The 24,643-nt window shown below is 69.3% G+C and carries 21 protein-coding genes; 7 read left to right on the top strand and 14 right to left on the bottom strand.

The window, feature by feature from the left end:
* Nucleotides 1-91 precede the first annotated feature (91 nt).
* The 6 genes from D7Y04_RS21750 to D7Y04_RS46555 form a co-directional block, all read right to left on the bottom strand.
* Complete coding sequence (locus D7Y04_RS21750) at nt 92-994, bottom strand: bile acid:sodium symporter (RefSeq protein WP_121760577.1); 903 nt, start codon at nt 992-994, stop codon at nt 92-94.
* Nucleotides 994-1,986 carry an HAD family phosphatase gene (locus tag D7Y04_RS21745; RefSeq protein WP_120599230.1) on the bottom strand — a complete coding sequence of 331 codons (993 nt, stop codon included), beginning with the start codon at nt 1,984-1,986 and terminating at the stop codon, nt 994-996. The genes D7Y04_RS21750 and D7Y04_RS21745 overlap by 1 nt, the downstream gene beginning before the upstream one ends.
* Nucleotides 1,987-2,307: 321 nt before the next feature.
* Nucleotides 2,308-3,279, bottom strand: a complete 972-nt coding sequence (locus D7Y04_RS21740) for a CorA family divalent cation transporter (RefSeq protein WP_121760576.1) — start codon at nt 3,277-3,279, stop codon at nt 2,308-2,310.
* Between the two features lie 67 nt (nt 3,280-3,346).
* On the bottom strand, nt 3,347-3,697 hold the full coding sequence (locus D7Y04_RS21735) for a DUF2019 domain-containing protein (RefSeq protein ID WP_120599232.1): 351 nt from the start codon (nt 3,695-3,697) through the stop codon (nt 3,347-3,349).
* On the bottom strand, nt 3,697-4,806 hold the full coding sequence (locus tag D7Y04_RS21730; RefSeq protein ID WP_233601532.1) for a hypothetical protein: 1,110 nt from the start codon (nt 4,804-4,806) through the stop codon (nt 3,697-3,699). Before D7Y04_RS21730 ends, D7Y04_RS21735 begins: the two co-directional genes overlap by 1 nt.
* Nucleotides 4,807-5,118: 312 nt before the next feature.
* Nucleotides 5,119-6,075: a hypothetical protein gene (locus D7Y04_RS46555; protein WP_121760574.1), complete on the bottom strand. Its 957-nt coding sequence runs from the start codon at nt 6,073-6,075 to the stop codon at nt 5,119-5,121.
* A gap of 172 nt (nt 6,076-6,247) precedes the next feature.
* Here D7Y04_RS46555 and D7Y04_RS21720 point away from each other — a divergent pair, with 172 nt between their 5' ends.
* Nucleotides 6,248-7,747 (top strand): arylsulfatase, encoded by a 1,500-nt coding sequence (locus D7Y04_RS21720; RefSeq protein WP_121760573.1) that lies wholly within the window; start codon nt 6,248-6,250, stop codon nt 7,745-7,747.
* A gap of 25 nt (nt 7,748-7,772) precedes the next feature.
* On the opposite strand, the gene D7Y04_RS21715 is transcribed toward D7Y04_RS21720, so the two are convergent.
* Nucleotides 7,773-8,348 (bottom strand): hypothetical protein, encoded by a 576-nt coding sequence (locus D7Y04_RS21715; RefSeq protein ID WP_121760572.1) that lies wholly within the window; start codon nt 8,346-8,348, stop codon nt 7,773-7,775.
* A gap of 93 nt (nt 8,349-8,441) precedes the next feature.
* On the opposite strand from D7Y04_RS21715, the gene D7Y04_RS21710 reads away from it, so the two are divergent.
* Nucleotides 8,442-10,250 (top strand): hypothetical protein, encoded by a 1,809-nt coding sequence (locus D7Y04_RS21710; RefSeq protein ID WP_121760571.1) that lies wholly within the window; start codon nt 8,442-8,444, stop codon nt 10,248-10,250.
* 6 nt (nt 10,251-10,256) lie between these two features.
* Here the strand turns inward: D7Y04_RS21710 and D7Y04_RS21705 are convergent, their stop codons facing one another.
* On the bottom strand, nt 10,257-10,655 hold the full coding sequence (locus D7Y04_RS21705) for a PleD family two-component system response regulator (protein WP_121760570.1): 399 nt from the start codon (nt 10,653-10,655) through the stop codon (nt 10,257-10,259).
* Between the two features lie 153 nt (nt 10,656-10,808).
* Here D7Y04_RS21705 and D7Y04_RS21700 point away from each other — a divergent pair, with 153 nt between their 5' ends.
* Nucleotides 10,809-11,570 carry an SDR family NAD(P)-dependent oxidoreductase gene (locus D7Y04_RS21700; RefSeq protein ID WP_120599151.1) on the top strand — a complete coding sequence of 254 codons (762 nt, stop codon included), beginning with the start codon at nt 10,809-10,811 and terminating at the stop codon, nt 11,568-11,570.
* Nucleotides 11,571-11,584: 14 nt separating this feature from the next.
* Nucleotides 11,585-12,436: an orotidine-5'-phosphate decarboxylase gene (gene pyrF / locus D7Y04_RS21695; RefSeq protein WP_121760569.1), complete on the top strand. Its 852-nt coding sequence runs from the start codon at nt 11,585-11,587 to the stop codon at nt 12,434-12,436.
* Between the two features lie 31 nt (nt 12,437-12,467).
* Here the strand turns inward: pyrF and D7Y04_RS21690 are convergent, their stop codons facing one another.
* Nucleotides 12,468-15,041: a penicillin-binding protein 1A gene (locus D7Y04_RS21690; RefSeq protein WP_121760568.1), complete on the bottom strand. Its 2,574-nt coding sequence runs from the start codon at nt 15,039-15,041 to the stop codon at nt 12,468-12,470.
* 30 nt (nt 15,042-15,071) lie between these two features.
* Nucleotides 15,072-16,034 carry an RluA family pseudouridine synthase gene (locus D7Y04_RS21685; protein ID WP_120599148.1) on the bottom strand — a complete coding sequence of 321 codons (963 nt, stop codon included), beginning with the start codon at nt 16,032-16,034 and terminating at the stop codon, nt 15,072-15,074.
* Nucleotides 16,035-16,078: 44 nt separating this feature from the next.
* Between D7Y04_RS21685 and D7Y04_RS21680 the strand changes: the two genes are divergently transcribed.
* The 3 genes from D7Y04_RS21680 (at nt 16,079) to D7Y04_RS21670 (ending at nt 20,910) form a co-directional block, all read left to right on the top strand.
* Nucleotides 16,079-17,554 carry a pentapeptide repeat-containing protein gene (locus D7Y04_RS21680; protein WP_167548061.1) on the top strand — a complete coding sequence of 492 codons (1,476 nt, stop codon included), beginning with the start codon at nt 16,079-16,081 and terminating at the stop codon, nt 17,552-17,554.
* A 280-nt stretch (nt 17,555-17,834) separates the two neighbouring features.
* Complete coding sequence (locus tag D7Y04_RS21675) at nt 17,835-19,262, top strand: DUF3943 domain-containing protein (RefSeq protein WP_233601531.1); 1,428 nt, start codon at nt 17,835-17,837, stop codon at nt 19,260-19,262.
* Between the two features lie 70 nt (nt 19,263-19,332).
* Nucleotides 19,333-20,910 (top strand): DUF3943 domain-containing protein, encoded by a 1,578-nt coding sequence (locus D7Y04_RS21670; RefSeq protein WP_121760567.1) that lies wholly within the window; start codon nt 19,333-19,335, stop codon nt 20,908-20,910.
* 15 nt (nt 20,911-20,925) lie between these two features.
* Here the strand turns inward: D7Y04_RS21670 and D7Y04_RS21665 are convergent, their stop codons facing one another.
* The 4 genes from D7Y04_RS21665 to D7Y04_RS21650 all read right to left on the bottom strand — a co-directional run bounded on the left by D7Y04_RS21665 (nt 20,926) and on the right by D7Y04_RS21650 (nt 24,612).
* The gene (locus tag D7Y04_RS21665; RefSeq protein ID WP_121760566.1) at nt 20,926-21,540 is read right to left on the bottom strand and encodes an MOSC domain-containing protein; all 615 of its coding nucleotides are present in this window, start codon (nt 21,538-21,540) and stop codon (nt 20,926-20,928) included.
* A 36-nt stretch (nt 21,541-21,576) separates the two neighbouring features.
* Entirely contained in the window at nt 21,577-22,551 is a 975-nt protein-coding gene (locus tag D7Y04_RS21660) for an MBL fold metallo-hydrolase (RefSeq protein WP_121760565.1), read from the bottom strand.
* Nucleotides 22,552-22,626: 75 nt separating this feature from the next.
* On the bottom strand, nt 22,627-23,547 hold the full coding sequence (locus tag D7Y04_RS21655; RefSeq protein WP_233601530.1) for a DMT family transporter: 921 nt from the start codon (nt 23,545-23,547) through the stop codon (nt 22,627-22,629).
* Nucleotides 23,548-23,634: 87 nt separating this feature from the next.
* Nucleotides 23,635-24,612: a GNAT family N-acetyltransferase gene (locus D7Y04_RS21650; RefSeq protein ID WP_171809795.1), complete on the bottom strand. Its 978-nt coding sequence runs from the start codon at nt 24,610-24,612 to the stop codon at nt 23,635-23,637.
* Nucleotides 24,613-24,643: the final 31 nt, after the last annotated feature.

Raw genomic sequence — 24,643 nt, 5'->3', positions numbered from 1 at the left:
CTGGACGCAAGGAAGGGTGGAGGCCCTCGGGCCCCGCGGCATCACCCACCGGGGTGCGTTGCGCGCATCGGCTTCAGGACAAGAAGAGGGCTCACGTGCCCGCGGAGGCCCGCTTGCCCGAAGGCAGTGACGGCCCGCCGCCGCGCTCGGACGCCTGGTGGCGCTGGTTCCAGAGCAGGTACGGAATCAGGGCCACGGTGCGGATGAAGAGGTACAGCCCCATGACGCCCAGCAAGCTCTTCATGGGATAGGTGCTGCCGCCCAGGCAGAAGGCGAAGGCGGGGTTGCCGAAGACGGCGGAGATGGCCAGCGCCGTGCGGTCCCCGGGCCGGGGCCGGCCGGCCACGTGTCCCAGGGCCGTGGCCCCCAGCGTCACCACCACCATCGCGACGATCGCCCAGAAGCTGAGGCGCTTCAACAGCGGGAAGCTGGCCACGACCAACACCAGCGCGGCCACGGCCAGGGCGAAGTTGAAGTAGAGCTTCACGGGCTTGCGCAGCCGGTGCGCCCAGCCGGGCGCCACCTTCTGGAGGCCGATGCCGAGCGCGAAGGGCATGAGGAACGGGAGGATGACCCTGCCCAGGAGCACGCCGTACGGTGGCGACTGGATGGCCACCGGGAACAGCCGCTCCAACAGCTTCAGGGACAGCGGCATCAGCACGATAGCGACGAGCGACAGGGTGACGGACAGCGCCAGGGTCAGCGCCAGGTTGCCCTTCTGCTTGGACACGACGTTGAGCGCCATGGGCAGCCCCGGGCAGAACGCCATCAGCGAGATGACGCCGGCCGCGACAGGTGGCACTGGCAGCACCTTCACCACGATGAGGGACAGCAAGGGCACGCCGACGAGGCACACCCCCAGCCCCCGCGCGAACGCCGGATCGCGCACACCCCGGCCCAGGTCCGTCAGGTGCCACGACAGGCCCTGCGACAATCCGAGCGCGACGATGAAGGTCGAAATCATCAGCCCGATGAAGGTGTGCAAGGCGTCCATCACCGTCCCTCCTCCGGGAAGATGCGCTTCCAGTCCTGGCGCATGCTGACCACGGTCCAGCCGTCCTCGCGCGCGGCCTTCAGTGACGCGCCGTTCTTCTCCTGGTAGGCGAACTCGCGCTCCGCGTCGTCGTGGTTGATGAGCAACGAGAAGCCGGGGCGCGGCTGCTCCTTCGTGTACTGGAGCATCTGGATGTCGCCGCCCGACCGCACGTTGCCCGCCGCGAACACCGGACGCCTCCCGATGTGCTGCTCGATTCCCACCGGCTTGCCGGCCTTGTCGTTGAGGTGGTCCAGGCGGGCCTCGCGCCGCAGCACCGGGTGGCCGTTCCCCTCGTCGAACTTCTCTTTCAGGCTGCTGCCGATGACCTGCTGGGGCGGGATGCCGTAGGTGTCCTCGGAGACGACGCGCATGAAGTCCGTGCCACCGCCCGAGGAGATCCACGTCTGGAAGCCGTTGGCGCGCAGGTACTGGAGCAGCTCCAGCATGGGGGCGTAGGCAAGCTGCGTGTAGGGCACGCCCAGCTTCGGGTGGCGTGCGGTCTGGAAGAAGGCGCGGGCCTCGCGGGCGAGTTCATCCGGTGTCTTGCCCCCGTAGGTGGCGGCGAACAACTCCATCAACTGGGGCTCCTCCATGGAGGACAGCAGGGCCACGTCCCCTTCCAGCACGGCCTTGAAGGGCTGCCGCTTCGCGAGCGACGCGTCCTCCTTCACGGCCGCCTTGACCTGCTCCAGCAGGAAGGCGCCCTGCACGACGGGCTTCTCCTGCCAGAGCGTGCCGTCGTTGTCGAAGGTGGCGATGCGCTCCTCCGGGGGGATGTAGCCGGGGCCGCCCTCGGTGGTGGCGCGGGTGACGAAGTCGAGGATGGACTGCTTCACCGGGCCGTCATTCCAGGACGGCAGCGGATCCGCAGCCAGTGCCTGGAGGGGGATGGCGAGCAGCAGCGCCAATGCCCACGGCAGGCAGGCCGGGCCCTTCCACATGCGTCGCATCAAGGTCGCCTCCTGTCCGGTGCAATCCCAGACTTGAGGTTGGGAACGAGGGAGTCACTCCACAACGCGGCGTGGAGGGCGCGGGAGGAGGGCCCGCTGTGCCCGGCCGTCCGTGAGGAGGCGACGTCTGACGAAAGGGGAAACGGCGCGGCACAGGCCCCCCATGAGTCCAAGCAGCAAGCAGCGCGTTCGGACTCCCGCCATCAAGTCCTCCCCCTGCCTGTGCCGCGCCCGGGGATGAAGCTGGTGAGGAAGTGGAGGAGGTCGCCACGGAACGAGGGTCGCACGGGGATGTCCGCTGACGCGGGACCGTGCCTGCTGTCACACGAGTTCGCGGCGGCGCAGGGCGCGCCACTCCGCGGCGGCTAGGACGACGAGCACGAGCACCAGCAGCAGGAACGAGCCGCGCCACTGCGCGCCGGGAATGCCGCCCACGTTGACGCCCAGCAGGCCGGTGATGAAGGACAGGGGCAGGAAGACGCCGGAGATGATGGTGAGCATGTAGAGGATGCGCTGGCTGCGGGCGTCCGACCGGGCCCTGACGTCCTCGTGGAGGATGCGGGCGCGCTCCACCAGGGCGTCCATCTCCTTGAGGGCGCCGCTGGCCCGCTCGGCCATCTGACGCAGCTCCAGCTCCTGGGCGCGGACCCACTCCACGGTGAGCAGGCTGACGCGCAGGATGGCGTCGCGGGCCAGGGAGACGAAGCGGCGCTGTTCCACGAGGGTGCGGCGCAACCGGCGCAGGTCCGTCGGCACCTCGATGGCGTCGTCGCGGCGCTCCTCGAAGCGGGTCTCCAGGCCCGACAACGTGTCGTCCAGTTCGGTGGTGCGCAGCGCGGCGGTGGAGAGCGCGGCGGTGGCGAAGGAGAGGAAGAGGTCCGTGCCCCGAGGCCCCCGGCCATGGGCGAGCTGTTCGCGGACGGCCACGATGGCGGGCTGATTCGTGGGCGCCACGGTGACGCAGCGGTCCGCCGTCATCCACGCGCGCAGCTGACGCGGTGACGACACGTTCGTGGGAGCGGAGTCCGGATGCAGCAGGAGAAGGACGAGCTCGTTCTCGTTGAGCACGTCGATGCGCACGCGGCCCGTGTCGGCCAGGAGCGGCTCGCGCACCCGGGGAGGCAGGTGGAAGACAGCCTCCAGCACGCGGGGCAGGTCCGGCAGGTCCGGAGGCAGGTGGACCCAGAGCATGCCCTCCGAAGCCCGCCAGTTCCGCGTCTCCTCCAGGGTGAGCGAGCGTGCACCTCCGCTGCCATCCAGGAGCAGCGCGAAGGCGTTCTCGAACCCGTCCATGGAAGGAAGGTGGCGAGGGAATGGATAGGGACCAAGGTCCCGGGCAGCGCAACAGCCTGGCGCCCGCTCACCCCGGGTCGAGCGACCAGGTGCCTTCGGCCCAGCGCTGGAGGGTCTGCTGCGCTCCAAAGGGAACAAGCCCTGTTCCCTTCGCGGCCTCTTCCAACACGGACCTGGCCTCCTCCGTGCGGTAGCGCAGCAGGAACGCCGCCGCCATCACACGAACATCCATTCGCTCATGCTCGAGCAGCGCGCAAAGGGCATCACGACCCGTGTCGCCCATCGCCTGGAGTTTGCCGACCGCAGCAATGTACTTCCGGGCGTGCTTGTTGCCTGAGCGCGAGTCCCCACGGAACAGGGCCTCGTTCTGGGCCACGACATGGTGCGCGAACTGTTCCACCAGCGCCTTGATATCCATCACCAGTACCCCAGCCGAACATTCTCGATGGCTTTCAGTCCGAAGTCATATTGCACCGCGAAGGGTCGTGTACTCAGCCACTGCCGAATCGTCAGGTGAGAACTCGTGAGTTCAGGGCGAATCATCGAGAAGAGCGCACTGACCTTCTTGTGGAGTGACGTGTCCAATCGGATGACGTTGTCCGTGTTGTGCAGCGCGTGCGGACCGAACCGCTCCACGTTCCCGGGGGTCTGCTCGACGATGTGATGCCACTGTTTGCCAACGCCCGCGGGCCCCATGGCTTGTTTGAAGCCGCTGAATGAGCCCCAGGACCTGACACCGGGAGCCGGCGGAGGACTTCCTCCCCCCGGTCCCTGGGCCGTCATCGCGACCGCACCTGGCGCCAGGGAGAGCGTGACGGTCCCCGCGCCCACAACCACGGACCGCACCTCGCCTACCGCCGCGAGGCGGACTCCCAGCTGGGACCCGGCTTGCACGGAAGCCTGCGCGGCTCCGGGCAGCGTGGGCACGCTCCGCGCCAGCCCCGCCGCTGTGTTCCCCATTGCCGCCGTGGCCAGCATCACGAAGGCACGTGCCGCGTTGCGCCCCATGACCTTGCCGTACCGCTCCCCTGCCTGGCGCAGGTCATCGAACGTGATGGCCCGATCCGAGGCCTCCACCAACTGCCTGAAGCCGATGATGAGGCCCCAGAACGTGTCGATGCCCACGTAGGCGATGAGCGTGGCGGTCATCACCGCCGCGATTCCCTTGGAAATGGGCTCGGGCACCGCGAGCAGGACCATGTACGTGGTCCACGTCCACAGCACCGCGGCCATCATGGCTTCAGGGTCGGCCATGTCCTTGAAGGCGTCCATCATCTCCGTGAGGACCACGCCCCGGGCCAGCGCCATGGCAAGCACGTAGCGACCATCGCCATCCAGGATGGGCGTCTCCGCCAACAGCCGCAGACAATCTCCCTGTCGCTGCGTGCGCTCACACCACCGCAGGTACTCACGGGTGAGGCCTCCCACGCTTCCGGAGTCGAGGACCTCCAGTTGCTCGCCAGCCCCCAACGGGGTGATGCGACGCTCACGCGGCTCGAAGCGGTAGGCGCCACTGCGAGCTTCCATCTGGAACAGCTCACGAGCGGCTTGCTGCGGACGGGAAGAAGGCCGGACGCGCCGGGCGCTGTCTTTGAGTGAAGCCCCAGCTTCGTCCAGTTCCACCACACGGGCGTCCTGGCGTGGAACGAAGGTGGCCTTCCGACCCGCGCCCATGTCCAACGTCACCACCGGCCGGACACCGCTACAGCCGGACAGCAAGACCAGCAGAAAGACCCACCACCCACGTGCAAGCATTCGGAGCCCTCTCCCGAATGCTTAGCCTGAACCGGGCAAGGGCGGAATGCGTGTCCTCTTGCGAGTGGAAGAGCGGCACGAACCTCACGCGTGGCGCCAACGAGACGACAGCACGGTCAGCGCGATGAGCGCACCGCCCGCACCAGCAAGCACCCTCAGGGGCCGTCGTAGCTGCTCCCCCAGGGCCTCCAGTGCTCCGGCCGTGACCTCCCGGCTCGTGCGCCGCACCAGGTCCTGATTGCATGGCGCCTCTCGCCAGCGGAGTTCCTCCTGCGTGAGCGCCCTCCCCGCCCCTCGGACAGTCGCCGCCGCGGTGCGCTCGGCGAGCGTCGCCAGGGTTGCGCCCAGCGCTTCTCCAGAGGCCTTCGGATTCGTCGCCAGCTCCTCGTGGAGGCCCGCCGCCAGGCCCCGCACCAACCCCTGCCCTGCCTGCTCCACCAACCCCAACAGCCAGGCGGAGTCCTCGCGCAGCGTGGACTCGACGCCCAACACCAGCCCCCGGCCCACCTTCGAGGCCACCTCCTCCCCCAATGGCACCACGCCGCGCGCGTCCTCCAGGATGGCCGGCAGGGAGTCGTGCAGCTGCTCCGTGGCCGCCTTCACCACGCCCCGGGCCATCACCTGGGCGCGCTCGCCGGGTGTGTGGATTTCATCCGTGCGGGAGTGCGCGAACCGCACCACTTCGTCGAAGAGCTGGTTGAGGCGCTCCACGAAGCCATGAAGCGGCAAGCCCCCTTCGTTCCACTCCCGCTCCAACGCCTTCAGCGCCCCCTCCGTGGCCGCACCCGCCAGCACCTCGGTCGCTCCCGCCGACGCTCCCGGTTCGCGCTCGGCGGCTTCGTGCGCCATGCGACTCAGCACCGTGAGCAGGTCCTGGAGCAAGGTGTTCAACTGACCGTGGCCGTCGGGTACCTCCTCGCGGAGCCCGTCCGCCGTGCCGCGCACCACGCCGGTCGCGATCTCGGTCGCCACCATGCGCTGCAGTGACAACGTCAGGTTGCGCAGCGCATCGATGGGTCCCGTGCGGCCCGCGATTCCCATCGGTACACCTGTCCTTTCAGAGGGGGTTCCCCTGGAGGATGAGAACGCCTGTGCACCGGAGCAATGACATCCAGCCACGCCCTCCGCCCGCCACCCCGCTCCCCTTCCGGTTGTCCAACGCCCACCGCGTCCCCATCCCTACGCGCGAACACAAACACTGGAGCGTGCCTGCATGGCGACGAAGCCCGCGAAGAAGAAGCAGCCCAACATCCTGGTCATCTTCGGAGACGACATCGGCTACTGGAACCTCAGCGCCTACAACCTGGGCGTCATGGGCTATCGCACGCCGAACATCGACCGGCTGGCGAAGGAGGGCGCGCTCTTCACGGACTACTACGCCCAGCAGAGCTGCACCGCCGGCCGCGCGGCCTTCATCACCGGGCAGTGCCCCTTCCGCACCGGCCTCACCAAGGTCGGCATGCCGGGCGCGAAAGTGGGTCTCCAGCCGGAAGACCCGACCATCGCGGACCTGGTGAAGCCCCTGGGCTACATGACCGGCCAGTTCGGCAAGAACCACCTGGGCGACCGCGACGAGTTCCTGCCCACCGTGCACGGTTTCGATGAGTTCTTCGGCAACCTCTACCACCTCAACGCCGAGGAGGAGCCGGAGAACGTGGACTACCCCAAGGACCCCGCGTTCCGGCAGCGCTTCGGTCCGCGCGGCGTGCTCAAGAGCAAGGCGGACGGCAAGGGCGGTCAGAGCGTGCAGGACACCGGCCCGCTGACGAAGAAGCGCATGGAGACCGTGGACGAGGAGTTCCTCGGCGCGACCCTGGACTTCATCGACCGCGCCCAGAAGGACCAGAAGCCCTTCTTCATCTGGTTCAACACCACCCGCATGCACATCCACACGCACCTGAAGAAGGAGTCCCAGGGCAAGACGGGCTTCGGGCTCTACCCGGACGGAATGGTGGAGCACGACGGGCACGTGGGCCGGCTGCTCGACAAGCTGGACCAACTGGGCATCGCGGACGACACCATCGTCGTCTACACCACCGACAACGGCGCGATGACGAGCATGTGGCCGGACGGCGGCATGACGCCCTTCCGCGGCGAGAAGGACACCAACTGGGAGGGCGCGTTCCGGGCCCCGTGCGTCGTGCGCTGGCCCGGCGTCGTGAAGCCCGGCACGCAGATCAACGAGCTGTTCTCCTCCGAGGACTGGCTGCCCACGCTGGTCTCCGCCGCGGGCGAGCCGGACGTCGTGCAGAAGCTGCTCGACGGCCATGACGCGGGCGACAAGCACTTCAAGGTCCACATGGACGGCTACGACCAGACAGCGCTGCTGTCCGGCCAGTCCCAGGAGTCCAAGCGAGAGGAATTCTTCTACTTCGGCGACGACGGCGAGTTGGTCGCCATGCGCTACAAGCGCTTCAAGCTCGTCTTCGAGGAGCAGAACGCCAAGGGCATCGAGGTGTGGTCGCAACCCTTCACCAGCCGCCGCGTCCCGCTCATCTTCGACCTGCGCGCGGATCCGCTGGAGCGCTCCGAGGACTCCGTCGGCTACTTCTCCTGGATGATCGACCGCGCCTTCGTCTTCGTCCCCGCGCAGGCGGTCGTGGGCCGGTTCCTGGCCACCTTCCGGGAGTTCCCGTCACGCCAGCACCCGTCCAGCTTCTCCATCGACCAGGTGATGGCGACGATGGAGAACGGCGCCACCCCCGTCCACTGAGGGCGGCCCGGCGCGAAGGCGGGAGCTACGCCTTCGCGCCGCGCTTCGGCATCAGGTCCTTCCAGAGACCCGAGTACTTCTTCTGGTACTTCGGGTCCTCCTCCAGCTCGATGAGCGAGATGGCCAGCGGAGGCAGCGCCGGGTCCGGCGTGGCGTCATGCGTCTTCCGCAGGACCTCCAGGATGTCGTAGCGGATGAGCGTCCCGTTCTTCTCCGTGGCGCACTCCTTGAAGCGCTTCTTCAGCCGGTCCGCCACCGCCTTTCGCAAGGCATCGCTCGCGATGGCCACGCGCCAGAGGCACTGGAGCGAGTGCCGCGCGGTGACGAACTTCTCGTCCTTCGTCGCCGCGATGAGCCGGTCCAGGTCCTTGAGCATCCGCCCTTCGGTGTCGCTCCTGGCCAGGTTCGCCAGCACCTGCGCGGCGATGGCGCGCTGGTGGTTGTCGCCTTCCTTCAGCAGCACCAGCAGTCCGTCCCAGACCTCGGCGGCCCAGTCCACCTTCGCCTGCGTCACCTCCATGACATGCCGGAAGGAGGCATAGCGGGAGTCGGCGTCCTGGCTGCGCAGGTTGGCGAAGTGGTCTCGGGTGGCCTGGTCCATGGACGGTGTTTCTAATCCATCGCCTCGGGAACACGCGCCTTGTGTGCTCTGGTGGCTTGAGGCATCCAGGGTCCCTTCCCGGAACCTCGCGACATGACCGACACACCCGCCCCTGACGCCACTCCTCGCAGCAGACGCTGGCGCCGCGTGGCGCTGTGGGCCGTGGTGGCGGTGGCGGTGCTGGAGGTCGCCATCAACGTCGCGCTCAACACGGGCGTCACCCAGGCCATCATGGGCCGCGCGACGGACCGCACGCAGCTGACGTGGCAGCGCGCGTGGTGGCTGTGGCCCGTGGGCCGGCTCCACCTGAAGGGCTTCACCCTCACCCAGCAGGACTCCAACGTCTGGTGGAAGGTGGAGGTGGACGCGCTGGAAGCGGGAATGTCCCTCACGGGCCTGCTGCGCAAGCGCGTGGACGTGGACGGCATCGACGGGCACGGCGCCAGCTTCCACCTGGAGCCGTCCGGCGTGCCCGAACAGCCGTCCACCCCGAACAGCAAGCCCTGGGTCATCCACCTGAAGGACGTCACGCTGCATGAAGTGCGCGAGCTGGACTTCAGCCGCGTGCGCTTCGTGGGCGCGCTGGACGTCACCGGCATGCTGAACCTCCAGTCCCGCGAACGGCTCCAGGTGGACCTGCCCTCGGTGCGCGTGGCCGAGGGCTTCATCGAAGTGGACGGCAAACGCGTGGCGCGGCTGGAGTCGTTCGACTCGCGCGCCCGGCTCGACGCGCCCTTCCAGGCCGACAAGGGCTACGACCTCTCCAAGGCCCTTGGCGGCCAGGTGAAGACGCACATCGACGTGATGCCCCTCGACTGGATCAACGACCAGTTGGGCGCGAGCGCCCCCGTGTCGCTGCGCGGCGGCGCGGGACGGGTGGACCTGGACGTGCGCATGGAGCGCAACACGTTGGAGCCGGGCAGCCAGCTCAAGGCCTCCGGTGAAGCGCTGGACCTGCGAGCAGGCCCCGTCCGGGCCCGGGCTCCGTGGAGCCTCCAGGCGTCCATGGATGAGGCGCCGAAGGGACAGCCGTCAGGCGCGCTGCGACTGGCCTTCTCTCCCGTGCACGTGTCGGGCCCCAAGGGGTACGACCTGGACGTGCCAGAAGTCGCCCTCACCGTGAAGGCCCGGCGGCGTGAAGGTCAGCCCGGCCTGGACCTGGAGCCCGAGCTGCGCGTGGCGAAGAGCAAGCCCCTGGACCTGCGCGTGCTCAATCCCTGGCTGGGCCAGACGCTGGAGATCGACGCCGGCCACGTGACGGTGCGCAGCGAGGAGCCCTCCAAGGGCGCGAAGGCGCGCAACGCGCTGGAGCTGCGCATGGACACGGACCTCGTCTCCGGACGCATGGGGCCCAACAAGGTCCTGCTGCGCGCGGAGGTGGAGGTGGACGCGCGGCACCTGTCCTGGGACATGACGGAGCTGGGCCTGAGCGGGACGACGCTGCGGCTGAGAGACGTGTCCTCCAACGGCAACGTGCCCATCCGCGCCTGGAGCGGGAACTTCACCCTGCCGCGCGCCAGCCTCTCCCTGTCCCCCACGGTGCTGAAGGCGCGCTTCGCGAGCCAGCTCACCGACACGCAGCCCATCGTCGCGCTGATCACTTCGTCCAAGAAGCTGCCCGGCTTCCTCACGTCCCTGCTCAACATCCCCAAGGTGGAGGTGACGGGTCAGGTGCAGATCGACGAGCGCGGACTCCAACTGCGCGAGCTGAAGGCGAAGGGCGAGGGCTTCTCGATGGAAGGACACCTGGACCTCGTGCAGGGCAACATCACCGGCGCCCTGCTGACGTCGCTGGGCGTGGTGACGGGCGGCATCGAGCTGCGGCCCGGCGGCAAGCACGACTTGCACCTCTTGAAGGCGACAGAGTGGTTCAAGAGCCAGCCGGTTCCGCCGTTCCGCTGAAGCCCGTCACTGGGGAGGATGGGCCGAGGAGCCGGCCGGCCTCACATAGGCCGCCACCGCGCCCAGCAGCACGCCCAGGTCCACCGGCTTCTCCAGGAAGCCGTCCACGCCCAGCGCGTTCATCGCCCGGGCGCCCGCGTCCTGTGCGTACAGGACGATGACCGGGATGGAGGCGAGCGCCGGGTCCTCCAGCTGCCTCAAGCGGAAGGACCAGGCGTTCATCCCCGGCATCATCAAATCCAACAAGATGAGCGCCGGACGCAGGCCCTGTTTCAGCAGGCGCAGCGCCTCGAAGCCGTTGCGCGCGAGCGCCACCTCGTGCCCGTCCAGCTCCAGCGCTTCCTTGTAGGCCCGGAGCAGGTCCAGGTCGTTGTCCACCACCAGGATGCAGTTCCACCAGGGCATGCGTCGCACACTCCCGAAGCGTCTCTTCCCTCCAGGGTGTCAACGCGTTGGCGACAGCACCTCGTCCTCCGGTGTGGGGAAGGTGTTTTGCGTGCCCTCGGACGCGCAACCGTGCGACAAGGCGGGCCGCTGCGACACCCTTCGGAGGACGGCATGGCGGAGATGACCTACCGGACGGCGCTGGTAACTGGCGCCTCGAGCGGCCTGGGACGTGGACTGGCCCTGTGGCTGGCGAAGCACGGCGTGCGCGTCTTCGCGACGGGCCGGCGGCTGACGCACTTGCAGGCCCTCTCCGCGGAGGCCCAGTCCGCGGGCGGCGCGGTGGAACCCATCGTCATGGACGTCAGCGCCTCGGAGGCCTCCCAGGAGCGCATCCGCGCCATCGACGCGGAGTGCGGCGGGCTGGACCTGGTGGTGGCCAACGCCGGCATCGGCGGGCCCACGCACGGCAAGCGCATGGACTGGGAGCGCACGCGCTCCATCATCGACACCAACGTCACCGGTGCCGCCGCCACGCTGTGCGCGGTGCTGCCGCAGATGGTGGAGCGCCGCCGGGGCCACATCGTCGGCGTGTCCAGCCTCGCGGGGATGCGGGGGCTCGCGGGCCACGCCGCCTACTCCGCGTCCAAGGCCTTCCTCGCCACCTTCCTGGAGAGCCTGCGCGTGGACCTGAAGGGCACCGGCGTCCAGGTGACGTGCGTCTACCCGGGCTTCGTGAAGAGCGAGCTCACCGCGAAGAACACCTTCCCCATGCCCTTCCTCATGGAGACCGAGGACGCGGTGGAGCGAATGGGCCGCGCCATCTTCACGGGCGCCGCGGAGGTGAGCTTCCCCTGGCAGCTGGCCACGCCCATGCGCCTCCTGAAGGTCATGCCCAACCCGCTGTTCGACGCCACCGCGCGCCGGTTGAAGTGAGCGGAGGCCCTCCCATGACGACCCCGTCCTTCGCACAGCGCTTCGCGAAGCTCGCCGATGAGCGCTCCCCCTTCTGCCTGGGCCTGGACCCGTCCCGCGACGTGCTCGCCCGCTGGAACCTGCCGGACACGGTGCAGGGACTGGCTGACTTCTGCGACCGGCTGGCCGACGCATCCGGAGAGACGCTCGCGGTGGTGAAGCCCCAGAGCGCCTTCTTCGAGCGCCACGGCCCCGAGGGGCTCGTCGTGCTCCAGCGCGTGCTCAAGCGCTTCCGCGCCGCGGGCACCCTCACGCTGCTGGACGTGAAGCGCGGCGACATCGGGTCCACCATGGACGCGTATGCCGAATCGCTGTTCGGCAAGGGCAGCGCTTACGACGTGGACGCCGCCACCTTCACCGCGTACCTGGGCCTGGGCGCGCTCGCGAAGACGGTGGAGCGCGCGCGGGCCCACGGGGCCTGCGCCTTCGTGGTGGTGCGCTCGTCCAACCCGGAGGGCGTGCCCGTGCAGAACGCCGTGGGCGGCGACGGCCGCACCGTGGCCCAGGCGGTGGCGGACGGCCTGCGCGAGCTGAACGAGAAGGCAGGCCCCGGCGTGCTGCCCGCGGGCGCGGTGATGGGCGCCACGCTGCCTCCGGCCGACCGCGACGTGGTGGAGCGGCTGGGCGGCGCGCTGCTGCTCACGCCGGGCATCGGCTCGCAGGGCGCGGGCTTCTCTGACTTGCCCAAGCTCTTCTCAGGCCGCGAGCGCCAGGTGCTGCCCACCGCCGCGCGCTCCGTGCTGGAGGCCGGCCCGGACGTGGCCGCGCTGAGGAAGGCCCTGGAAGCACATCAGGCGCCCTCGCGTACGTTCCGCGAAGGCGCCTGAAGGGCACTGCTCTTGAGATGCGGCGCGCGGGCTACTGCGCGCCCATCATGAACTGGTCCACGCCGACCTGGTTCTTGTCGGGCACGGCCTCCTTCGGCTCGGTGCCCTTCTTGAAGAACATCAGCTCCGCGCCCTTGGCTCCGGGGCTGGACACCTTGCCCGTCTTCTTGTCGATGTAGAGCCGCGCCAGCTGCATGGACTGCCAGGGGTAGAACTCCGACTGGGGCCGGCCCTCCAGCGCGCGCTTCATGTAGTTGAGCCAGATGGGCAGCGCCGCACGGCCACCCGTCTCGTAGCGGCCCAGCGGGTGCGGGTTCAGGTCGTAGCCCACCCACGCCACCGTCACCAGGTCCTTGGTGTAGGCCGCGAACCACGCGTCGAAGGAGTCGTTCGTCGTGCCCGTCTTGCCCGCCGCCGGCTTGCCCAGCTTCTGCGCGGGGCCGCCGGTGCCCTGGAGCACCACGCCGCGCAACAGGTGCGTGAGGATGAAGCCCGTCTCCGCGCTCATCACCTGCTCGCCCGGCTCGAAGAGGCGCGCGTAGCCCGCGGCCACGCGGTCCTGCAGCGGCGCCCACGCGTCGTCGAACGCGGTGTGGTCCTCCAGCGTGCGGCCGAAGCGGTCCTCCACCTTGCGGATGAAGTACGTGGGCTTCTTGCGGCCGTAGCGGTTGAAGGTCGCGTACGCGCTGGCCAGGTCGAACGGGTACACGCAGGACGAACCCAGCGCCGCGGAGAAGTCCATGTTCATGGGCGTCGTCAGGCCCAGCTTCTTGGACCAATCCGACATGTTGTGCACGCCCACCGCGCCGAACGTCTTCACCGCGGGGATGTTCATGGAGTTCACCAGCGCCGTGCGCAGCAGCACGTCACCCACGAACTCCTCGCTGTAGTTGGCCGGCTTCCACGACACCTTGTTGTCCGGGTCGTGCTCCACGATGGGCGAGTCCACGATGACGGTGGCCTCCGTCCAGTTCAGCTGCTCCAGCGCCGCCGAGTACACGAACGGCTTGAAGGACGAACCCGGCTGACGGCACGCCTGGAACGCGCGGTTGAACTCGTTGTCGTCGAAGTCGTAACCGCCCACCATCGCGGTGAGGTACTGGCGATGCGGGTCGATGGAGACCAGCGCGCTCTGCGCCTCCGGCGTCTGCTCCAGCCGGAAGAGCTTCACGCCCTCCTCGGGGATGTCCTCCGCCAGCTTCTTGTCCCACTGCTCCTTGTCGTCCGTGAGCTCCTTCTTCACGACGTTGCGGAGCACCACCACGTCACCCACCGCCACGGCCTTCTTGACGGAGGTGATCATGCTCGCCGGGTAGTAGCTCTCCGGGTTCACCTTGCGCGCCCAGCGCATGCCGAGCAGCGGCAGCCGGCCCTGGTGCGGCCCCACCTGCACGTCCGCGCCCTTGCCGTCGTCGTCGATGCGGGTGACGACGCCCATGTAGAGGCGGTTCTCGACGAGCTCTTCCTTGCCCATCGCCTTCTTCGCCTTGGCGATGAAGGCGCTGCGCTCAGGCTCGGTGGCCAGCTGCATCACCGGACCGCGCCAGCCCTGGCGCTTGTCCACGGACATCAGGCCGTCCAGCACGGAGTCCTGCGCCGCGCGCTGCCGCTCGCTGTCCATGGTGGTGAAGACCTTGAGGCCCTCCTTGAGGAGCACGGGGTTGCCGTAGCGGTCCACCACGTCCTTGCGCACCTGCTCCACGAAGTACGGGGCGAACTCGTGGAAGACGTCCTCCACCGGGTACACCTTCACGGGCTCCGCGTTGGCCTGGTCATGCTCGGCCTTGGAGATCATGCCTTCGACCAGCATGCGGCCCAGCACGTACGAGCGGCGCTTCTTCGCGGCCTCAGGACGCAGGAAGGGCGAGTAGCGGCTGGGCGCCTGGGGCAGGCCCGCGATGAGCGTCATCTCCCCCAGCGTCAGGTCGCGCACGTCCTTGCGGTAGTAGTTCTCCGCCGCGCTCTGCACGCCGTAGCTGTGGTGCCCGAGGAAGACGTTGTTCAGGTAGAGGTAGAGAATCTCTTCCTTCGTCAGCGCCTGCTCCAGCCGGAAGGCGAGGATGGCCTCGCGAATCTTGCGCTTGGGCGTCTTCGCGGTGGCCTCCTTGTAGCCCTCCGCGGAGATGAGGACCGCCTTCGCGGTCTGCTGCGTGAGCGTGGAGCCGCCCTGCACGCCGCCGGCGCGCAGGCCCAGCTTCGTCATCACCGTCTTGGAGACGGCGCGCGTGGTGCCCAGCACGTCCACGCCGAAGTGGTCGAAGAAGCTGGAGTCCTCGCTGGCGATGAACGCCTGCACCAGGCGCTTGGGGATGCGCTCGTAGGGCACCACCTTGCGCCGCTCGTTGTAGAACTCGCCCGCGAGCACGGCGTCGTCGGTGTAGACCTCCGTGACGATGGGCGGCCAGTACTCGTCCACCTTCGGGATGGCGGGCAGCCCGTCGGAGAAGATGTAGTAGGCGCCCACGACGGCGAGCACGCCCGCGGTGGCGCCCATGAGGCCCAGCACGGCGACGAGCTTCATCAAGCGCAAGAGGATGTTGCGCTTGGGAGGAACGCCGTCGAGCACCAGCTTGGAGCGGCTGCGGTCAATCTTCGGGTCGGCCATGCGTGTCGTGTCGAGTCCTGGGCTCAAGGCTTAGAGGAGCGCCGCCCGCTTCAGCACGTCCGTCAATTCGGATGGCATGGGGGTCTCCACGACGACCCTCCTGTCATCCTCGGGGTGCGGAAATTCGATGCGCTCGGCGTGCAGGAACAGACGTTTGAGCCCCCAGCGCGCCCGCACGTCGCGGTTGAAGGCGAAGTCTCCGTACTTCTTGTCACCCGCCACCGGGTGGCCCACGGCGACCAGGTGTCTTCTTATCTGATGAGTGCGCCCGGTCTCGATGGTGCAGGAGAGGAGGGCTGCCTCGCTCGACTGGCGCACGACCTTCCACCGGGTGACGGCCTCCTGCATGTTCACTCCCCGACGGGCCTTGGATTCGGCCGTCTGCTGGTGCTCGGCGAGCGGCAGGTCGATGACACCCGAATCCTTGGGCATCTTCCCCTTCACCAGGGTCAGGTAGCGCTTCTTCGGGTGGCCGTGGGTGAAGATTTCCGTGAAATGCACCATCGCCGGGCGCCGCTTGGCCACCAGGATGACGCCGGAGGTCTCCCGGTCCAGGCGGTGGGCGGGTGAGGCGGTGAAGTCGTTGCGGGTGGCCTTGGGTCCCAGGTAGGCGCGTACGTAGTCCACCAGGGTGCCCCCGGTGATGCCGCTACCGGTATGGACGGCCATTCCGCTGGGCTTGTCCACGGCCATGAGCCAGTCGTCTTCCAACAGGATGACCAGCCGGGAGGGGTCCACCGGTGGTGGCGGGGGAGGCGGACGGTCCGATTTCGGACGCTCCGCGAGGGTGAGTTGCTCTTCGGTGCCGCGGATGGTGAGCACGTCTCCTTCGACAAGCAACTGCTCTGGCTGCGCGCGCTTGCCGTTCACTCGCACCTTCTTGGTGCGGATCATCTTGAAGAGGTGGCTGACGGGGACGTTGGGCATCCGCTTGCGCAGGTGCTTGTCCAGCCGCATCCCGACTGTGTCGGCTTCGATTCGGTACTCGATCATTTGTGCTGGCGCCTGGACCAGACCACACGAATAATTCGCGGTCCATGCCGAAAGCCCCAACTATCGAGAAGCTGCTGCAGAACGGTTCCGCTGAATGGAACAAGCTGCGCAAGTCCGGCCAGGCGCCCACCGGCCAGACGGGCGCCACGTTCACGCAGCTGTTCTCCGCCAACGCCGACCTCTCCGGACTGGAGCTGGTGGGCTCCGAGTGGGAGCGCTGTGACCTGTCGAAGATGAATTTCCGGGACACGGACCTCACCAACGCCTACTTCCACGGGGGCCGCCTCCAGGACTGCGACTTCCGCGGCGCCAACCTGGAAGGCTGTGTCTTCGAGAAGCTCAAGCTCCTGCGCTGTGACTTCACGGGCGCCAAGGGTCTGGAAGACCTGGAGATGGACGACGTGGACATGGACCGCGTGACGGGCCTGGACGGCGAGGAAGCCCCGCCGCCGCCGCCCCCGCCGGTCCAGGGCATCACGGCGTTCACCCGTGAGCAGCGCGAGAAGATGCTCGGCCAGTCGCACCTGGGCGGCGCGATGGACGGCGCGGCTTCCCCGCACCCGGACGAGCTGCCCCCGTTCCGGCCGCAGGATCCGCCGGGCTCGCTCTTCTTCCGCGCCCTCAAGCGCGTGGGCGCGCCCCCGCTCTGGGTGCTGGACGTGCCGGGCCTGCGTCCGCTCCTGCCGCAGCGGCTGCCGCCGGGCAGCTCCCTGGAGACCCTGTACCGCGAGGCGGTGAAGACGCGGCTGGAGAACAAGAAGCCCGCGGCGGACCCTGGCGCGGTGGAGCGCGCGCAGAAGGCGCTGCGCATGGGCGGCAAGGAGGCCAACGTCGCGGCGGTGTACCTGCGCGAGGTGGGCGTGCTGCCCCTGTTCCGCTTCGCCGCGGCGAAGCAGCTCAAGGCCGAGCTGCGCACCGAGGTGGAGGTGGACGATCTCACGGGCTCCGTGGATCCGCGCACCACGGGGGCGCTGCTGGAGCTGCGCCTGACGCACGAGGTGGTGGAGCACCTGCACGAGGTGCGTCGCCGGCTGGCGGCCGCGCAGCTGTACTCGTCGCTGCTGGAGGCGGGCTTCAACCCGGAGAACAACTGGGACGAGGCGCTGGAGTCGGCGGACGCGTCGCTGGAGCTGGCGAACGCGGCCACGGGCGAGGACCGGCAGACGCTGCTGGAGGGCTTCCAGGTGTTCGCGGCCCTGCCGGAAGAGGCGCGACTGCGCCGCCTGGCGTACCTGGCGGAGTCCGTGACCAACCTGGAGCTGCTCAGCCGGCTGCCGGAGGGCATGGAGCCGCAGTGGCTGTCCGGCCCGGAAGTGCGCGAGTGCCACGAGCGCGAGATGACCTACGTGCAGTCGCTCAAGGCGCAGGACATCCCGGCCAAGGTGCCGGCGCTGGGCAAGGCGGAGCTGGGCGTGCCCGAGGGCGAGGTGCCCGAGGAGAGCGACGACGACCTGTTCGTGCACGTGCGGTGCGACGTGTGCGGCAAGGAGAAGCTCATCGTCCAGTCGCCGGAGGCGTAGTGCCCCACCTCCCGCGGCGCGGGAGGTGAAGCAGGAGAAGGCCCGGTCGGAGCGCCCCGCGCGCATCCCGCCGGGCCTTTTCATGTCGTGCGCCGCCTGTGTGCAGGAAGCCGTGCCTCTCTCATCCCCGGGGGAGGCGGGGTTTCATCCCGCGCCCGGCTCCCTACCTTCAGGGCACGCGGCGTGGCACCGCGAGCGAGGGTGCGGCGGGCGGGATATGGGGCGAGGCAGGCGCGGACGGGGGCACTGCGGAGAGGGAAGTCCGTGGCCTCTGGGTGGCGTGCTGTTCGCCTGCGGACTGATGCTGGGCGGGCCTGCCTTCTCCCAGGAGGAGCGGTGCGAGGACGCCCCTCCCCTTCCCCCTGACGCTCCCGCGCGGGCCGAGCCGCCCTCACCGCCAGCGGATGCTCCGCTGAACGAGGAGACCGTCCGCGAGGACGCGTCCCGGAAGAAGTTCCACCCGTGGCTCGCGGTGGGGGAGATCACCGCCATCAACCTGTTCGTCTGGACGTGGGACCGGGTCCTCGCGAACAAGGACTGGGCGAAGGTGAGCCCGGCCACGTGGAAGGAGAACCTGACCACGGGCTTCGTCTGGGACGCGGACGGCTTCCTCACCAACCAGTTCGCGCACCCGTACCACGGCAGCCTCTACTACACGGCCGCGCGCGACAACGGCGTGCCCTACCTGGCCGCCCTGCCCTTCACGCTGTTTGGCAGCGCGCAGTGGGAGCTGTTCGCGGAGAACGAGTCGCCGTCCGCCAATGATCTCATCAACACGTCCGTGGGCGGCATGGCCATTGGCGAGGGGCTCTACCGGCTGTCCTCGCTGGTGCTCGACACGGAGTCCCGGGGCGGCGAGCGCTTCGTGCGCGAACTCGTCGCCGCTGGCATGAGCCCCGTGCGCGGCTTCAACCGCGTGGTGCGCGGCGAAGTGACGCGCCAGGAACCCACGCCCGCGGAGTGGCGGCCGCGCGAGCTGTCCATCTGGGGGGCCTTGGGCTACCTCAAGCTGGGCGACGGACAGCCGCTCATCTGGGGCGAGAACCAGTTCTTCCTCCAGCTCGACATGCGCTACGGCAACATGTACCGGGGCGACTTCCAGCGCCCCTTCGACGCCTTCGACGCGCGGGTCCAGTTCACCACGACGGAGAGCAGCCTCATCAGCCACTCGAGGCTCCAGGGGATGATCGCCAAATCGTCATTCTGGAAGACGGAGAAGGACGAGCTGCGCCTGGGCTTCCTCCAGCAGATCAGCCACGTGGACACGAACGCGTACGAACTGGGCGGACAGTCCCTGCAGCTGGGCCTGCTGCACGAGCGCCACTTCAACGCGCGCTCGAAGCTGAGGACCGCGCTGCTCGTGGACGGAAGCCTCCTCACCGGCATCTCCACCGAGCACAGCGGCAAGGCGAGCCGCAATTACGACTACGGCCCCGGCGTGGGCTTGAACCTCCAGCTCGCGTACATGCGCGGCGCCTGGGAGGTCGTCACGCTGGAGGCGAGCACCTCCCACATCGTGGTGCTGGACGGATCCGACGGCTCACACCAGGTGTTCACCGGCCAGCTCCAGGCGGACATCCCGGTGTTCGAGCACATGGGGCTGGGCTCGGAGCTGAACTGGTTCCACCGACACAGCCGCTTCGACACCTACCCGGACGTGCTGAAGGACGCGTACCAGTTGCGCGTCTTCGTCTCCGTGCACTACTAGCCGTCGCCCTCGAGGATGAGACCCGGGGGCGCTTTCCAACATCTGACTGCTTACCTTCCGGAAGCGCGGCATGGGGCCGTGCGCGGAGGTGCGGGCGGACCGGATGGGGCACGGCGGGCGGGGGCCATGGCGCGACGGACTCCGGGGGCCGTGGCTGCCGCGAGGCGTGGCGCTGGCGTGCGCCCTGCGCGCCTGCGTCGCGTCCGCGGACGGTTCGCCACAGGACATGGTGCGCTCCGTCCCGTCCAACGTCATGGCCCTCTGCGCGGCGCGGCTTTCGCCCAGCCAGAAGACCCAGTGGGCCCCCTGTCCTCCCGCGGCCGAGCAGAGCCCCTCGCTGCCGGAGGATGCGCCGCTGAAGGAGGACAGCATCCGGGACAACCCCGGGCCCCACCCGTGGATTGCGTTGGGGGAAGTGACCGCCATCAACCTGGTCGTCTGGACGTATGACCGCTACATCGCGAAAAAGGACTGGGCGTACATCTCCCCGGCCGTGTGGAAGGAGAACTTCCGCACGGGCTTCGTCTGGGACCAGGACGGCTTCGCCACCAACCAGTTCGCCCACCCGTATCACGGCAGCCTCTACTACACGGCTGCGCGCGACAACGGCCTGCCGTTCGCGGCCGCGGTGCCGCTCACCTTCCTGGGCAGCCTGCAGTGGGAGATGTTCGCGGAGAACGAGCCGCCCTCCGCCAATGATCTCATCAACACGACCGTGGGCGGCGTGGCCATGGGTGAAACCCTCTACCGGCTGTCCTCGCTGGTGCTGGACACGGAGTCACGGGGCCGCGGGCGCTTCGTCCGCGAGCTGACCGCCGGCGTCATCAGCCCCATGCGCGGCATCAACCGCGTGGTGCGCGGCGACGTTTCGTACCATGGCCCCTCGCCGACGGAGTGGTGGCCGGACGACATCGCGGGCTGGGCCTCGCTGGGCTACCTCAAGCTGGGTGACGGCAAGTCGCTGGCCTGGGGCGAGGATCAGTTCTTCATCCAGGGCGCCCTGCGCTACGGCGACATGTACCGGGGCGACTTCCACCGCCCCTTCGACGCCTTCGACGCGCGCGTCCAGTTCACCACCCGGGAGACCAGCCTCGTCAGCAACGCGCGGCTGCAGGGCCTGCTCGTGAAGTCCACGCTCTGGAGCGCCGAGCGCGACGAGCTGCGCCTGGGACTGCTCCAGCAGCTCGGCTACACGGACACGCTCGCGTATGAGGTGGGCGGCCAGTCCCTGGACCTGGGCCTGCTGCACGAGCACCGGTTCCTCAACCGCTCCCGGCTGAGGACCGCGCTGCTCGTGGACGGAAGCCTCCTCACCGGCGTCACCTCCGAGCACACCGACAGCGAGGGCAACGAGGGCCGCGACTACGACTACGGCCCCGGCCTGGGCTTCCAGCTCCAGATGGCGTACCTGCGCGAGGACTGGGAGGTCATCACGCTGGAGGCGGGCGCCTTGCACGTGCTGGTGGTGGACGGCTCGGGCGGCGCGCACCGGGTGCACCAGGCCCAGCTGCAGGTGGACCTCCCCGTGTACAAGAACCTGGGGATGGGCTCGCAGCTGAACTTCTTCCGGCGCCACAGCCGCTTCGACGCGTTCCCGACCGTGACGAAGGACACCTGGCAGCTGCGCATCTTCCTGTCCCTGCACTGAAGGCAGGGAGGGCGCTCAGCCCACCGCCTCCGACGACGGCGCGGAGGGCAGCGAGTACGTCACCGGCGGCGGCAGCATCACGCGCACCTCGTCGCCCGCGCGGATGAGGCCCGGGCGCTCCACCCAGCCCACCAGCCCGCGCTTCTGCCACGCGGCCTTCACGAAGCGGCCCGCGAGGCCCTTCATGTCCGGGTGGTGCGCTTCAATCACGCGGCCCGGCCCCACGCAGGGCAGGTTCTCCCCTTCCATCACCAGCGTGGCCTCTTCCGGGAAGAACAACCGCGTCCCCGGAGGCAGGTGCGTCAGCCGGGGCACGCCCACGAGCTCCAGGTTCGCGCCCAGCCACGACGCCAGCACGTGCGGCACGCCCAGCGTTCGCGCCACCTCCACCATCTCCTCGCGCGACACGATGGAGAGCTGCCGGGTGTTGCGGATAAGCGTGCCCTTGGGGAACCACGGCACCCGCACGTCCGCCTTGCGCGTGAGGCCCGCGTGCCGGTCTCCCTCGATGCCTTCGAAGGTGACCTTCAGCTCGGGGACCTCCCGGGTGACGAAGCGCTTGGGTTCAGCGTCCGTGCACAGCAGCACGTTGGCCAGGTGTCCGGTCAGCGAGGGAGCAGGAGTGGGCATATCGGGCGCCCGTTCCAACACGCCGCCGCGGCAAAATCAAAACAGGGTCATCTGCTGTGGCTTGCCCAGCGGGCGGGCGTCCGTGCCCGCGTCGCGCAGCGCCTGCGCCAGCTCCTCCGCGAAGCCGTGGCAGGTGATGACGTCCCGCGCGCCGGTGTCCTTCACGTAGCGCATGAGGGACGGGAAGTCCGCGTGGTCCGACAGCGGGAAGGCCACGTCCGCGCCGTAGCGCCGCGCGCCGCCGGGGTCCATGGCCCAGCCGGTGAGCACCCCCGTCGCCCGGGGCCAGTGCGGCGCCAGGGCCCCACCTCGCGCCAGGTGCGGCGGGAAGAAGAGCACCTCGCCCGGCTCCACGCGGCCGTCGTAGCGGCGCAGGTTCTCGATGGGGACGCCCAGCTCCGCGTACAGCTCCGCGACCTCGAAGATGGACGGATGCGCCACCAGGAGGAAGCCGCGCAGGGCCAGCTGCTTCATCGCCTCCTGGCTCTTGCCCAGCGGATAGCCCAGCAGCACCGGCGTCACGCCCCGGTTGAGCTGTGCGCGCAACCACGTCTCCACCTGCCCCAGCACCTCCGGGCGCGGCGGGAAGCGATAGCGCGGATGACCGAAGGTGGACTCGATGACCAGCGTGTCGCAGGTCGCGACCTCCGTGGCCTCCGCGGTGAGCGACGGCGCGGTGTTCAGGTCTCCCGTGTAGACGATGCGCTTGCCATCCGCGCGGGTGACGCGCAGCTGCGCGCTGCCCAGGATGTGGCCCGCGGGCAGCAGCTCCAACAGCAGCGAGCCCAGCTCGAACGGACGACGGAACGGCACGGACAGCGGGGCCGCCACCGGTCCCAGCCGGTGGGCCATGAAGCGCAGCGTGGCCGCCGTGGCGATGGTGCTCTCGTGACGGGCGATGTGGTCCGAGTGCCCGTGGCTGACGAAGGACAGCGGCGACTTGCGCTTCGCGTCCAGCGACAGGGGCGTGCCCGTCAGGTGCAGGCCGTTGCGTCTCAGCTCCACGCTCATGGGATGGGCGCTGTCTATAGCGCGGCCCGGCCGCTCGCGCTCCCGGCCGGGGCGCCCGCCTCACATGCTGGATGCTCAGGCGGCGGGCGTGCGGCCCCGTGCCCGCCATCCGTCCCACACCGCCGTGCCCAGCTCCGACGCGAAGACGCCCACGACGATGAGCGCGCCGCCCAGCCACTCCTTCGGGCCCAGCACCTCGCGGCCCACCGCCACGGAGTAGGCCGAGGCGAACACCGGCTCCAGCGCGAAGATGAGCGCCGCGCGCACCGCGCTGGTGCGCGCCTGTCCCCAGGTCTGCACCAGGATGGCCACCGCGCTCGCGAGCACGCCACACGCGAGCACTGCCCCCACGAGCGGCGGGGTCCACTCCAGCTTGCGCTCCACGAAGGGCAGGCACAGCGCGGACATCACCGCCACGCCGACCAGCTGCACGGATACCAGGCCCACGGCGTTGTCCTTCGTCGCGAAGCGCTCGGTGAGCAGGATGTGCCCCGCGTACGCCACCGCGCACCCGATGGACAGCCAGTCTCCCAGTCGAAAGCCCCCCAAGTCCCCCGGCAGGGCCTCCTCTGTGGGCCGTGTCAGCCAGTACAGCCCCACCGCCGCCAGCACCACGCCCACGGCGGTGCCCCACCGGGGCAGCCGCTTGAGCAGCACCATGGACATCAGCGGAACGAAGAGGACGTTGAGGCCGGTGAGGAACGCCGCGCGCGACGGCGTGGTGTCCGTCAGCCCCACCGTCTGGAGCACGAAGCACACGAACAGCACCACGCCCAGGAGCAGTCCCTTGGAAGCGATGCCGGGCGAGAACATCCGCCCGCGCGCGATGAGCGCCATCACGGCCGCGCCCACCACGAAGCGCAGGGTGAGGAAGGTGAAGGGGTCCGCGAACGCGAGCGCGTCCTTCACCACCACGAACGTCAGGCCCCAGAAGACGGTGAGGAGCACCAGCGCTCCGTCCGCCTTCCACTGCGTACCCTCACGCCCTTCAGACACCGGATCCACCCTTCCCTGCCCACGGCCTGAAGCAGGACGCCCTGCCGTTTGGCCCAGCCACCGGAGAAGCGCAACCCCCGTGGGGCGTCAGGCGGGAAGCGGGCGCACCAGCACGACCAGTCGCTTGCTCCCACCGGCCGCGTCCCACTGCTGGTTCGTGGCGACGGTCAGCGCGTCCGGCGCGGGTCGGAACCCCAGGCCGGAGAAGGTCCGCAGGGAGGCGGTGTTGTCCTCGTCGATGTCCGCGTGGAGCCGGTCCGCGCCCTGCCGGTGGATCTCCTCCACCAGGCACCGCACCAGCGCGGTGGCCACGCCCATGCGCCGCACCTTGGGGGACACCACCAGCGAGCGCACCCAGAAGCCGTCCAGGGACAGCCCCTCCTGGTGGTAGTCGTCCGCCCAGGCGAAGCCGAGCAGGTGTCCCTGGGCATCGAAGGCGCCCGCCGCCGCGCCCACGCGCCTGTCTTGCGGCAGGCCCCAGCGGTCGCGCAGCTGCCGGCGCAGGAAGGTGCCGGACACCACCAGCCGCTCCGTGGCGAAGGCGAGCAGCGGGTCCAGGTCGTCCGGGCGCACCAGCCGGATTTCGAGCGGGCCCACGAACTGGCGGCGCAGCGGCTTCGTCCAACCGGAGAACAGGTCGCGCAGGTGGCGGAACACCGCCCGGGACGCGGGCTGCGTCCACACGCCAGACAGGGTGCGCTGCAGCAGGAACAGCGCCGGCCGGGTGGGCCGGGGCAGCCGCATCACCCACCGCCCGCGCTTGAGCGCGACGATGCGCCCCACCAGCTCCCCGCCCGCCACGTCGGTGCCGCCCAAGAGCGACTCCGTCACCCAGGGCTCCGTGGAGAGCACCACCTGCGCGGCCAGCCGGGGCCCGTGCCGCACCAGCGCCACGTCCCCGCGCGCCAGCCGCTCCGGGCCACAGCGCAACAGCCGCACCGCGTCCCCGCTGCGGAGCAGCGGATAGAGACACCGCCCCATGCCGCGCACCCACAGCCGGTGGCCGAAGGGCAGCGCCGCAAGCAGGTCCGCGAGCTCGGCCGTCGAGACGCCACCAGAGGGCATGACACCCACTCTGTCATGAAGGCGCCCCCGA

Origin of the sequence: Corallococcus sp. AB038B (assembly GCF_003668955.1) — a bacterium.
GTDB lineage: Bacteria > Myxococcota > Myxococcia > Myxococcales > Myxococcaceae > Corallococcus > Corallococcus exiguus.
Note: the sequence above shows the minus strand (reverse complement) of the source record. Positions and strands in the feature narration are given on the sequence as shown.